Raw genomic sequence first — 12322 nt, 5'->3', positions numbered from 1 at the left:
TTCCTTATTAATTATTGAGACTAAAAAAATTATATCACTATTTTGTGTGATAAGAACGATGTCTTGTATGCCCTTGCGGTGGCACCGAACGTTTTAAACGATATGGTTTCGGCAGTTCAAGCAAGGCTTCTGTTTCATATTGGCTCACTGGGATAGAATGACCTATATATTCTTCAATTGCAGGTAAATTCATCGCATATTCTTCGCAAGCAAAACTAATAGAAACACCACTTTCCCCTGCTCGTCCAGTACGGCCGATTCGGTGAACATAATCTTCCCGATCATCGGGTAAATCATAATTGAAAACATGCGTCACATCAGAAATATGCAAGCCACGGGCGGCAACATCTGTTGCCACTAAAATATCTAAATCACCATCAGTAAATTGTTTTAATAACGATAAACGTTTTTTCTGGGCTACATCGCCAGTCAGTAAACCAACACGATGTCCATCAGCCGCCAAATAACCCCAAATTTCTTCACAACGATGTTTCGTATTCGCAAATACAATACAGCGCTCAGGCCATTCATCTTCCATTAAAGTTAGCAACAAAGCCATCTTGTCTTGGTTAGATGGATAAAACAGTTCTTCTTTAATTCGGTGACCCGTTTTTTGTTCTGGTTCAATTTCAATATATTCAGGATCATTCATATCTTCAAATGCTAATTCACGCACTTTATAAGAGAGCGTCGCTGAAAATAACATCGTTAAACGCGCTTGCGGAGCGGGGCATTTACGCAATAAATAACGAATATCACGGATAAATCCAAGATCGAACATTCGATCCGCCTCATCTAGCACGACAACTTGAATTTCATCTAAACCAATCACACCTTGTTTTACATAATCAATCACTCGCCCCGTCGTACCAATCAAAATATCTACGCCACGCTCAATCGCTTGTAGTTGTTTATCATAACCATCGCCACCATAGGCAAGTGCGGTCTTTAATCCACTCGCTTTTGCAAGAAATTCTGCGTCATTACTAATCTGCACCGCTAATTCTCGAGTAGGTGCTAAAATCAAAGCTCTTGGGTGAGGATATTCAAAATTAGGATCTTGGTGAGTTAAAAGATGGTGAAAAGTAGCCGTTAAAAAAGCCATTGTCTTGCCTGTACCAGTTTGAGCTTGTCCTGCGACATCTCGTCCATTTAAACTGATAGGCAAGGATAAAGCCTGAATTGGGGTACAAAAATCAAAGCCTTTTTTTGCCAAAGCATCTCGTACAATCGGATGTAGAGGAAGATCGGAGAATCGTTGTTGGCTTAAATAATCTTGTTGCATAAAAATCACATTTTAGAATAATAAAATTACGTTTAGCATAGCATGCTTAGGGAAAATCCTCAAAAAGGACCGCACTTATAAAAATTAACCGATAGGGTTTCCTATCGGTTAATCTCTATTTAATACTCCATTCGTCACTCACATTTGGATCCATTGCAAAATCAGCTGTATCACTTGGAATCGCTTTTTCTTCAGCCGCCCATTCGCCAAGATCGATTAACTGGCAACGTTTGCTACAAAAAGGTCGAAAAGTACTTTCATTTGTCCAAGGCACAGATTTCTGGCAAATCGGACAAGGTACTTCAATAATTTCGTCAGACATTTTTATTTTCCGCTTGTTGTAAATAAAACTGGTGCAATTCTAGCACCTTTTGCTGCAAGTGCGGTAAGTTTTGGGCCAGATCAGCATCATTGTTAATCACATCATCCGCCCATTTTAAACGCTCTTGTTGAGAAACTTGAGAATTCATAATTCGTTGAATTTGCTCAAAATTATTGTTATCTCGTTGAGCTGAACGAGCAAGTTGAGTTTGTGGACTCACATCCACCACCAAAATACGATCACAAAGTGCGGTCAATTTATTTTCTATTAATAAAGGGACGACAAATAATGTGTAAGGCGCAGTTTGTTTAGCGAGTTGTTGTTTCATTCGTTCACGAATAGCGGGATGTAGAAGGTTATTTAACCACAATTTATCTTCATCATGGTTAAACACTCGCTCTCGTAAAGCCGCACGATTAAGCTCGCCTTGTTCCGTTAAAATTTGAGCACCAAAATGTTCAACAATTTTTGACAATAAGGGAGAATCTTTCGCGACAACTTCTCTAGCAATCACATCCGCATCCACTAGAGGTACGCCAAGATCAGCAAATAAATTAGCAATCGTTGTTTTACCACTACCAATGCCACCAGTTAAGCCAACAATATAAGTCATATGATTTCCCATAAAAAATCCCCGATATTATACAAAATAACGCTAGTAAGAATCAGTTCTCCAAGCACAATGTTCAGTGAGGCATAACAAATTAGTTTGTCTACATTAGATAGCCTTTACATATTGAAAAATAAAAGAAAAATATAACCATGGAAAAATAACAACCCAAAGAAATGCACTAATGACAACAATAAATTTAAAACTAAAATGCAGCGTTTTATGACGAAAATGTTTCATAGCCAAATGTATTCCCATAAAACCACCTAAAGGGCTTAGAAGAAAAAACATTTTTTCAGGGATTCTCCACTCGTTACGTACGGCCCGAATTTTATCTCTCCACATAAAAAAATAAGCGGCGATATTTATCGCCGCTAACCATATAATCAACGAAAGAAAATAAATCATTTCGGATAAACTGGAAGACGTTTACAAATTGCTAATACTTTTTCTTTAGTTTCAGCAATCACTTGTTCTTCATTTTCTTTGCCTAAAGCATCTAAAACATCACACATCCAGCTAGCTAATTCACGCACATCATTTTCATTGAAACCACGGCGAGTTACAGATGGTGTACCTACACGGATACCTGAAGTGACAAATGGTTTTTGCGGATCGTTTGGTACAGCATTTTTATTCACGGTAATATTTGCTTTGCCTAATGCCGCATCAGCTGCTTTACCTGTTAATCCTTGTTTAATGAAACTTACTAAGAACAAGTGGTTTTCAGTACCATTTGATACAACGTCATAACCACGTTGTTTAAATACCTCAACCATTGCTTTCGCATTTTTAATCACGTTAGCTTGATATTCTTTATATTGAGGCTCTAATGCTTCTTTAAAGCAAACTGCTTTTGCCGCAATAATATGAACTAATGGACCACCTTGATTTGCAGGAAATACGGATGATTGTAATTTTTTGTAGATTTCTTCATCGCCACAAGATGAAAGAATTAAACCACCACGCGGACCGCCCAATGTCTTGTGAGTTGTTGTTGTCACAACATGTGCATGCGGTAGTGGATTTGGATATAAACCCGCTGCAATTAATCCCGCTACATGCGCCATATCCACAAATAAATACGCACCAACTTCATCTGCGATTTCACGCATTTTCGCCCAATCCACAACTTGCGAATAAGCCGAGAAACCAGCGACGATAAGTTTTGGTTTACATTCTAATGCTTTTTGACGAACATCTTCATAATCAATTAAGCCATCCGCAGTAATTCCATAAAGCACAGAGTTATAAATCTTGCCTGAGAAACTGACTTTTGCACCGTGAGTTAAGTGCCCACCGTGAGCCAAATCCATACCTAAAATTGTATCACCCGCATTAATCAATGCACCATACACTGCAGCGTTTGCTTGTGATCCAGAGTGCGGTTGAACATTCACGTAATCTGCACCAAATAATTCTTTCGCGCGGTCAATTGCTAACTGCTCCACAATGTCTGCATACTCACAACCACCGTAATAACGTTTACCTGGATAGCCTTCAGCGTATTTATTAGTAAATTGTGAACCTTGCGCTTCCATCACACGCGGACTAGCATAGTTTTCAGATGCAATTAGTTCGATATGCTCTTCTTGACGACGATTTTCATCTTGGATCGCTTGCCACAATACAGGATCGTAATCAGCGATAGTCATATTTCTAGTAAACATTGTGTTCTCCTGTTATGTAATTTATGACAGATAGTTTAACTGTTTATGGATAAAAACTTAATTAAAATTTCATTCCTAAATTTTCATCACTTAAATGAAATTAATTCATCATAATGATATGAATTATTTTTGCAACTCTCGTTCCACAGCCCTGTAACCAATGTCTCGACGATAAAAACGCCCAGACCATTGAATTTGCTCAGCCAATTTTAACGCTTTCTGTTGTGCCTCAAATACGCTTTCACCCAATGCAGTCACACAAAGTACACGACCGCCGTTTGTGACTAACTTGCCTTCTTGTTCTGCAACGCCCGCTAAGAAAACTTTCTCATTTTCGACCGCACTTTTAGGCAAACCACTGATTTCATCGCCTTTACGATAATCTCCCGGATAACCTTCTGCTGCCAATACGATACCTAAAGAAGCCTTCGGGTTCCATTGGGATTTCACTTCGTCCAATTTGCCATCACAAGCTTTAAGACAAAGTTCCACCAAATCCGATTCCAAACGCAACATTATCGGTTGGGTTTCCGGATCACCGAAACGGCAGTTAAATTCGATCACTTTCGGTTGACCATTTGGCATGATCATCAAACCGGCATACAAGAAACCGGTGTAAACATTACCTTCTGCCGCCATGCCATTGACTGTTGGATAAATCACTTCACGCATAATGCGATCATGAATTTCTGGTGTCACCACTGGGGCTGGTGAATATGCCCCCATACCGCCAGTATTTAAACCTGTATCATTTTCGCCCACGCGTTTATGATCTTGACTAGTTGCCATAGGTTCGACGTTTTTACCATCTACCATGACGATAAAACTTGCTTCTTCGCCATCTAGAAACTCTTCAATCACCACTCGACTACCCGCTTCGCCAAAAGCATTGCCAGAAAGCATATCACGCACAGCCTCTTCCGCTTCCTGCAATGTCATTGCAACAATTACCCCTTTGCCCGCCGCCAAACCATCTGCTTTTACGACAATTGGCGCACCTTTTTCACGTAAGTACGCCAAGGCAGGCTCTACCTCGGTGAAGTTCTGATATTCTGCCGTTGGAATTTTGTGACGAACGAGGAAATCTTTAGTGAATGCCTTTGAACCTTCCAATTGTGCAGCTGCTTTAGTTGGACCAAAAATTTTTAATCCAGCCTCGCGAAATGCATCCACCACACCAATCACTAACGGGGCTTCCGGTCCCACAATTGTCAGCCCAATTTGCTTATCTTGAGCAAATTTCACTAATGCGGGGATATCTGTTGCAGAAATATTCACGTTTTCTACTTTGTGTTCCAATGCAGTACCCGCATTGCCTGGCGCAACAAAAACTTTATCTGCTAATGGAGATTGTTCAGCTTTCCAAGCCAAGGCGTGTTCACGCCCGCCATTTCCGATGATGAGGATGTTCATAATGCTCCTTGTATCTTTTTGAATTTAATCCCCTCTTTAGCAAAGAGGGGTAGGGGAGATTTGGCAGAAGTTATTTCAACCTCATAGTATATTTAGCATCGTTTAAATCTCCCCCTAACCCCCTCTTTACGAGGGGGAGGAATAAGTCGCTCATTGAGCGAAGTGACGACATAAATTAATGTCTAAAATGACGCATTCCAGTCAATACCATCACCATATTATGTTCATCTGCTGCATCGATGACTTCTTGATCGCGCATTGAGCCACCTGGATGGATCACACATTGAATCCCTACTTTCGCCGCTGCATCAATGCCGTCACGGAATGGGAAAAACGCATCAGATGCCATTACACAACCGGCTACGGTTAAGCCTTCATCTTGCGCTTTAATACCCGCAATCTTCGCAGAATACACACGGCTCATTTGACCTGCACCAATGCCGATAGTTTGATTGTCTTTGGCGTAAACAATGGCATTCGATTTCACAAATTTCGCCACTTTCCAGCAGAATAATAAGTCTTTTAATTCTTGTTCAGTTGGCTGACGTTTACTCACGACTTTTAAATCATCCACGCCAACCATGCCTAAATCTGCATCTTGTACTAACAAACCGCCGTTTACACGTTTGAAATCTAAACGTTCAGAACGAGAAGTCCATTCACCACATTCAAGCAAACGAACATTTTTCTTACGTTTCACGACTTCTTGTGCTTCAGCAGAAACTTTCGGCGCAATAATCACTTCAACGAATTGGCGTTCCACAATTTCATTCGCGGTTTTTTCGTCTAATTCACGGTTGAAAGCAATAATGCCGCCAAATGCAGAAGTTGGATCGGTTTGGTAAGCGCGATTATAGGCGTCTAAAATATCTTTTCCTAAAGCCACGCCACATGGATTGGCATGTTTAACGATCACACAAGCCGGCTCATCAAATTCTTTCACGCATTCAAGTGCTGCATCAGTATCAGCAATATTATTGTAAGACAAGGCTTTACCTTGTAGTTGGTGAGCTGTAGCTACACTCGCCTCTTTCACATTTAAATCAACATAAAAGGCTGCATTTTGATGAGAATTTTCACCGTAACGCATAGTTTGTTTACGCACGAAGTTAAGATTTAAAGTCCGTGGGAATTGACCGCACTTCGCATTCGCATCTTCTTCCTCAGCTACATGATACGGTTTCACCATTTGTCCAAAGTAGTTGGCAATCATGGAATCATATTGAGCGGTATGTTCAAAGGCTTTAATCGCAAGGTCAAAACGAGTTTCAAGTGTTAGGCTGTTTTGGTGTTTATCCATTTCCGCAAGAATTGCATTGAAATCATGATTATTCACCACGATCGCCACATCTTTATGGTTTTTCGAGGCAGAACGCACCATGGTTGGTCCACCGATATCGATATTTTCTACTGCATCTGCCAAGGTACAATCTGGTTTAGCCACGGTGGCGGCAAATGGATATAAATTCACCACCACCATATCAATGCCTTCAATGCCATGTTGCAGCATGATGGCATCATCTGTACCACGACGACCAAGAATCCCGCCATGCACTTTTGGATGCAAGGTTTTCACACGACCGTCCATCATTTCAGGGAACCCCGTATAATCAGACACTTCAGTCACCGGAAAACCATGTTGCTCCAATAATTTTGCGGTACCGCCTGTGGAAAGTAGTTTTACACCACGCTGTACTAATCCTTGAGCAAATTCTACGATACCGGTTTTATCAGAAACACTCAGTAAAGCCTGACGAATTGGACGATCTGTCATTACATTTTCCTTCATTAAATGGTTAAAAATAAGTGGAGTGAATTATAGCGCAAACGTTTGCGTAAATATAGAAAAGATTAAATAAAATGTAATCATAATAAAGTGCGGTAAATTTTAAGCATAAAAAAGCCCACATAAATGTGGGCAAATAAAAGGATTAAATTATGAAACTACAACTAAACTACTTTTTAAAAAACTTGTTATCTAAGGCACAAGCACCTGCACCAGAAAATACAAAATAGAAGAAGAGTACAGAGTAAAGTAACGCAAGCTCACCGCCATTTACAATTGGAAATAGTAAATTCCCTTTTCCAGCCACATGCATAAAGAAATACGCAAAAGCCATTTGGCCAGATAAAATAAACGCAGCTGGACGCGTAAATAATCCTAAAATTAATAAGATTGAGCCGATAATTTCAATCACGCCACCTACAATCATCATTGAGTCACCGACCGGGCCATTTCCACCCGTCATGGAAATTGGGAACTCCCAGAATTTTGCTGTGCCATGTAAGATAAACATGTAAGCAGCAGTGATGCGTAATAGCGCTAATACATAAGGGCGATATTTTTCAAGATTGTTCATTTGCTTTCCTTTTGTTTAAAGATGAATTAAAACGGCGTCATATTAATCTTTAACGGATAGTCAAACAATAATCAAAATCGAAAAATACTTTTTACCAAAAGTAAAAAATAACTAAAGTAGCTTTTCAATCCAATTAGAAAAAGAATCAGCATCCATAAAGCCCGTTACTCTACTTCCTTGAATTTCATTATTTTGCTTATCAAAAAATAAAATTGTGGGTAATCCCATCACATTAAAACGTTCCATTAATGCTTTATTTTCTGGGCTATTCTTTGTCATATTCACTTGTAACAATAAGATATTTTGAAATTGCTGTTGCACTTTTGGATCTGAAAAAGTCAGCTTTTCAAATTCTTTACAAGCCACACACCAATCCGCGTATAAATCCAGCATCGCGATCGAATGCGGATTTTCCGCTAAAGTGCGGTCAAGTTCTTCAATATTTTTAATTTGCTTAAATTTAACCTGAGAAACAGACTTATTTTCTACCGCACTTTGTGTTGTAGTCTGAGTTTGCCAAATCCAATTTTGCAAAGGTTGTACGGAAACCATAGCCAACGCAAAACTAATAATTTTAATGGCGTAGCCAAAACCACTCTTAGGCATCTGCAACGCAAACCAAATAAAGAATGCTGTTGCTAATCCAGCCCATAAGCGTGGCTCCCATACTTCTGGCAAAATACGAGAAAGTAAAAACACAGGTAACGCTAACATAACAAAGCCGAATGTTTGTTTCACTGTGTTCATCCACTCACCTGATTTTGGCAAAATTTTATTACCAAACAATGTGATTAACATTAGCGGCACGCCCATACCAAGTGCGAGTAAATAAAGGGTTGCTGCGCCTGTGAATAAATCACCACTTTGCGCAACATAAAGTAAAGCACCAGAAAGTGGTGCAGATGTGCAAGGTGATGCCACAAGCCCAGCAATCATGCCCATCGCAAAGGAACCGCCAAAAGCACCTGAGGTTTGTTTTTGGCTCCATGTATTCAATTTATTTTGTAAGCTATTTGGCAATTGAATAGTAAATAAGCCAAACATTGAAAGGGCAAGAACAACAAATAAAATAGAAAGCCCGATCATCACATAAGGATGTTGCAAGGCAATTTGAAACGGCAAACCGATAGCCGCTACTGCGAGCCCTAACAAGGTGTAAGTCAGTGCCATGCCTTGAACATAAAGAAAAGCTAAACTAAATGCTCGCATCATATTTGGACGTTGTTGCTGACCGATAACAATGGCAGAAAGCAACGGTAACATTGGCAATACGCAAGGCGTAAAAGTCAATCCTAATCCCAATAAGAAGAAACCAAAAATCGCCCATTTACTATGGAATAAACCATCAGCTAAACGATCTTGTTCAGATAAAAGTGCGGTATTTTTTTCAACTGTTTTTTCGACAGTTTTCTCTTGAGAAACAGCTAAATCCCCAATTCGTAATACTTTAGTTTCAGGCGGATAGCAAAAACCTTCGGTACATCCTTGATAACTGATTTCAACCTGCTCATCAGCATTGCTAAATGCGCCGCTAAATACGCCATCAATTGAGCGAGTAAACACCTTCACTTTACCAAAATAAGGGTCTTGATGTAATTCAGCTGCTTGTTGAGCATGTAAAGTAAGAGCATCCGATTTACCAACTAATTCAGCACTAATCTTATCTTGATATAGATAATAGCCATCGGCAATATCCCAATGAGCTTCTAATTGGCTTTTATCCGCAGATAAAGTGGCAGAAAATGCAAAAGCATCATCTACTTTCAAGAAAGATTGTTTTTTATCAAATAGACCAGCATTCGCTGCAAGTGTGGTAAAAATCAGTGTAAAAAAAAGAAAAAGTTTTTTCATAGAATTGAAAGGAAAAGTAAAAATGCGCAAAATTCTATCACAAAGAAATTTGAATATCTAAAACTATGATTTAGATCATAAAAAAGAAAATCTTATAAAAAATAACCGCACTTTTTTATTGTTACAACAATGTTACACCGCTAGAATGGAATCATGATAGCATACACCAAAATAAGTATAAGGATGGAAAATGGCTACTCCACAAATTCTCGTTGTTGAAGATGAAATCGTTACCCGAAATACGCTTAAAGGGATTTTTGAAGCGGAAGGGTATGATGTACTTGAAGCAGAAAATGGTGCAGAGATGCATCATATGTTAGAAAACCACAATATAAATTTAGTTGTGATGGATATTAATTTACCGGGTAAAAACGGTTTATTATTAGCAAGAGAGCTCCGCGAAGAACTCAACTTGCCGCTTATATTCTTAACTGGTCGTGATAATGAAGTCGATAAAATTCTAGGGCTAGAAATCGGTGCCGACGATTATTTAACCAAGCCTTTTAACCCTCGAGAATTGACTATCCGTGCACGAAATTTATTGCATCGCACAATGCCACATCAAGAAAAAGAAAATACATTTGGTCGAGAATTCTATCGTTTTAATGGCTGGAAATTAGATTTAAATAGTCACAGTTTAATTACGCCAGAAGGTGAAGAATTTAAACTTCCACGTAGTGAATTTCGTGCAATGCTGCATTTCTGTGAAAATCCAGGAAAATTACAAACTCGCGAAGAATTACTAAAAAAAATGACGGGACGTGAATTAAAACCTCAGGATCGTACCGTAGATGTCACAATTCGACGCATTAGAAAACATTTTGAAGATCATCCTAATACCCCAAATATCATTATGACGGTGCATGGTGAAGGATATCGTTTTTGTGGGGATATAGAATAAAGTCATTATTTCTATCAACTGAGAGACTATTTTAAAATTCCTTTTTGAAATTAATTTCCCATTTTGATAGAATTCATACGTTTTTATTGTGATTGTCACAATGAAAAGTGAGTTCGGATGAAGGTAGCTGGAGAGCGGGGAATTGACCCCACACCGACGATGTAAAATCTTTCAGGTGCGATGGCAGGGACTGTTACTGGACGAACCCTTGGAGAGATCCATTTTAGAAATGGACGCCGAAGGCGCAAAAGAGCGGTTAATTTTTCAATCGTTTTTCAAACGCTCAGGCAAAAGGACAGGGGCAAAAGACAATCTATCGTAAGTGTGGAAATTATCTATCTTTTCACCGCACTTTCTTTTCCATTGTATCTTTTCGTCTTCTTGTCGTGTTTATTTTTGATTTAAACGACGAGGAATCACATGACAATTGAGTCAATTCTTTCAGCTATTGATAGCTTTATTTGGGGTGCGCCGCTACTCATACTCTTATCGGGCACTGGGCTCTATTTAACCTTACGTTTAGGCTTTATTCAAATTCGCTATTTACCACGTGCGCTGGGTTATTTATTTAAAAAAGATAAAGGTGGAAAAGGTGATGTCTCATCTTTTGCCGCACTTTGTACCGCATTAGCCGCAACGATTGGAACTGGGAATATTGTGGGTGTTGCAACTGCTGTACAAGCAGGTGGGCCTGGCGCTATTTTTTGGATGTGGCTAGTCGCCTTATTAGGAATGGCAACAAAATATGCCGAATGTTTACTCGCGGTTAAATACCGTGTTCGCGATAAAAATGGCTTTATGGCTGGCGGTCCAATGTATTACATTGAACGCGGGTTAGGTATCAAATGGCTAGCAAAATTATTTGCATTATTTGGTGTAATGGTTGCCTTTTTCGGGATCGGTACATTCCCACAGGTCAATGCGATTACCCATGCAATGCAAGATACTTTTAATATTCCTGTTTTAGTTACTGCAATCATTGTTACACTTTTAGTCGGCTTAATCATTCTTGGTGGTGTAAAGCGTATTGCAACCGCATCATCGGTAATTGTGCCGTTTATGGCGATTTTATACGTCACTACTTCACTGGTTATTATCCTTTTAAATATAGAAAAAGTACCAGATGCGATCTCATTAATTATTTATAGTGCTTTTGATCCGCAAGCGGCGCTAGGCGGAGCTGTTGGCTTTACCGTAATGAAGGCGATTCAATCAGGCGTCGCTCGAGGCATTTTCTCCAATGAATCAGGTTTAGGAAGCGCACCAATTGCAGCCGCAGCGGCACAAACTCGTGAGCCTGTTCGACAAGGCTTAATTTCTATGACAGGAACATTCTTGGATACCATCATCGTTTGTACAATGACAGGTATTGTCTTGGTATTAACTGGGGCATGGAACAATCCTGAATTAGCGGGTGCAACAGTAACAAACTACGCCTTTTCACAAGGTTTAGGGGCATCAATTGGCGCAACGATTGTAACCGTCGGTTTATTATTTTTTGCATTCACAACTATTTTAGGCTGGTGTTACTACGGTGAACGTTGCTTTGTTTATCTCGTTGGTATTCGTGGCGTAAAACTATATCGTTTAGCTTATATTGTGTTGGTGGGGTTAGGCTCATTCTTACACTTAAATTTAATCTGGATTATCGCCGATATCGTAAATGGTTTAATGGCCTTTCCAAATCTCATCGCGCTCATTGGATTGCGAAAAGTTGTGATTGAAGAAACAAAAGATTATTTCCAACGATTGAAAATAAATCATCACGATCAAGACGAAATCCTAGAATAATCAAATGAAAAAAGGTGTGGATATAGTCAATATCTACACCTTTTTTTCTTATCACAATTTCCCATCTTAACAACTTATCTTAGAAAGAAAAGCAGCTTTTTTCAGAAATTAGACATAGA

Annotated in this window: 11 protein-coding genes and 1 riboswitch; of the genes, 2 read left to right on the top strand and 9 right to left on the bottom strand. The window is 39.3% G+C overall.

The annotated features are described in order from the left end of the window. Positions 1 to 37 precede the first annotated feature (37 nt). The 9 genes from rhlB to DV415_RS05270 form a co-directional block, all read right to left on the bottom strand. Complete coding sequence (gene rhlB, locus DV415_RS05310; RefSeq protein WP_192878789.1) at positions 38 to 1285, bottom strand: ATP-dependent RNA helicase RhlB; 1248 nt, start codon at positions 1283 to 1285, stop codon at positions 38 to 40. 115 nt (positions 1286 to 1400) lie between these two features. After that, on the bottom strand, positions 1401 to 1607 hold the full coding sequence (gene yacG / locus DV415_RS05305; RefSeq protein WP_005645697.1) for a DNA gyrase inhibitor YacG: 207 nt from the start codon (positions 1605 to 1607) through the stop codon (positions 1401 to 1403). Further along, entirely contained in the window at positions 1600 to 2220 is a 621-nt protein-coding gene (coaE, locus tag DV415_RS05300; RefSeq protein ID WP_118794430.1) for a dephospho-CoA kinase, read from the bottom strand. The genes yacG and coaE overlap by 8 nt, the downstream gene beginning before the upstream one ends. Before the next feature lie 105 nt (positions 2221 to 2325). Then, entirely contained in the window at positions 2326 to 2625 is a 300-nt protein-coding gene (locus tag DV415_RS05295) for a DUF1294 domain-containing protein (protein WP_118794429.1), read from the bottom strand. After that, positions 2622 to 3887 carry a serine hydroxymethyltransferase gene (gene glyA / locus DV415_RS05290; protein WP_118794428.1) on the bottom strand — a complete coding sequence of 422 codons (1266 nt, stop codon included), beginning with the start codon at positions 3885 to 3887 and terminating at the stop codon, positions 2622 to 2624. The genes DV415_RS05295 and glyA overlap by 4 nt, the downstream gene beginning before the upstream one ends. Before the next feature lie 123 nt (positions 3888 to 4010). Further along, positions 4011 to 5300: a phosphoribosylamine--glycine ligase gene (gene purD / locus DV415_RS05285; protein ID WP_118794427.1), complete on the bottom strand. Its 1290-nt coding sequence runs from the start codon at positions 5298 to 5300 to the stop codon at positions 4011 to 4013. 175 nt (positions 5301 to 5475) lie between these two features. Next, positions 5476 to 7074 (bottom strand): bifunctional phosphoribosylaminoimidazolecarboxamide formyltransferase/IMP cyclohydrolase, encoded by a 1599-nt coding sequence (gene purH / locus DV415_RS05280; RefSeq protein WP_118794426.1) that lies wholly within the window; start codon positions 7072 to 7074, stop codon positions 5476 to 5478. A 181-nt stretch (positions 7075 to 7255) separates the two neighbouring features. Continuing rightward, entirely contained in the window at positions 7256 to 7660 is a 405-nt protein-coding gene (locus DV415_RS05275; RefSeq protein WP_118794425.1) for a DoxX family protein, read from the bottom strand. Between the two features lie 111 nt (positions 7661 to 7771). After that, entirely contained in the window at positions 7772 to 9511 is a 1740-nt protein-coding gene (locus DV415_RS05270; RefSeq protein WP_118794424.1) for a protein-disulfide reductase DsbD, read from the bottom strand. Positions 9512 to 9701: 190 nt separating this feature from the next. Between DV415_RS05270 and arcA the strand changes: the two genes are divergently transcribed. Both arcA and DV415_RS05260 read left to right on the top strand, forming a co-directional pair. After that, on the top strand, positions 9702 to 10412 hold the full coding sequence (arcA, locus tag DV415_RS05265; protein ID WP_065245785.1) for a two-component system response regulator ArcA: 711 nt from the start codon (positions 9702 to 9704) through the stop codon (positions 10410 to 10412). A 198-nt stretch (positions 10413 to 10610) separates the two neighbouring features. Beyond that, a riboswitch (glycine riboswitch) is annotated at positions 10611 to 10721 on the top strand. Positions 10722 to 10832: 111 nt separating this feature from the next. Beyond that, positions 10833 to 12203, top strand: coding sequence for an alanine/glycine:cation symporter family protein (locus DV415_RS05260; RefSeq protein ID WP_118789892.1), 1371 nt, complete (start codon positions 10833 to 10835; stop codon positions 12201 to 12203). Positions 12204 to 12322 lie beyond the last annotated feature (119 nt).

The organism is Haemophilus haemolyticus (assembly GCF_003490595.1).
Classification (GTDB): domain Bacteria; phylum Pseudomonadota; class Gammaproteobacteria; order Enterobacterales; family Pasteurellaceae; genus Haemophilus; species Haemophilus haemolyticus_L.
The sequence above is the reverse complement of the archived record's forward strand: the minus strand, read 5'-3'. Positions and strand labels throughout refer to the sequence as shown.

Excerpts from the sequence above, each read along its gene's own strand:
- yacG (WP_005645697.1), bottom strand. The coding sequence starts at position 1,607 with ATGTCTGACGAAATTATTGAAGTACCTTGTCCGATTTGCCAGAAATCT.
- DV415_RS05270 (WP_118794424.1), bottom strand. The coding sequence starts at position 9,511 with ATGAAAAAACTTTTTCTTTTTTTTACACTGATTTTTACCACACTTGCA.
- purD (WP_118794427.1), bottom strand. The coding sequence starts at position 5,300 with ATGAACATCCTCATCATCGGAAATGGCGGGCGTGAACACGCCTTGGCT.
- coaE (WP_118794430.1), bottom strand. The coding sequence starts at position 2,220 with ATGACTTATATTGTTGGCTTAACTGGTGGCATTGGTAGTGGTAAAACA.
- DV415_RS05295 (WP_118794429.1), bottom strand. The coding sequence starts at position 2,625 with ATGATTTATTTTCTTTCGTTGATTATATGGTTAGCGGCGATAAATATC.
- rhlB (WP_192878789.1), bottom strand. The coding sequence starts at position 1,285 with ATGCAACAAGATTATTTAAGCCAACAACGATTCTCCGATCTTCCTCTA.
- purH (WP_118794426.1), bottom strand. The coding sequence starts at position 7,074 with ATGACAGATCGTCCAATTCGTCAGGCTTTACTGAGTGTTTCTGATAAA.
- arcA (WP_065245785.1), top strand. The coding sequence starts at position 9,702 with ATGGCTACTCCACAAATTCTCGTTGTTGAAGATGAAATCGTTACCCGA.
- glyA (WP_118794428.1), bottom strand. The coding sequence starts at position 3,887 with ATGTTTACTAGAAATATGACTATCGCTGATTACGATCCTGTATTGTGG.
- DV415_RS05275 (WP_118794425.1), bottom strand. The coding sequence starts at position 7,660 with ATGAACAATCTTGAAAAATATCGCCCTTATGTATTAGCGCTATTACGC.
- DV415_RS05260 (WP_118789892.1), top strand. The coding sequence starts at position 10,833 with ATGACAATTGAGTCAATTCTTTCAGCTATTGATAGCTTTATTTGGGGT.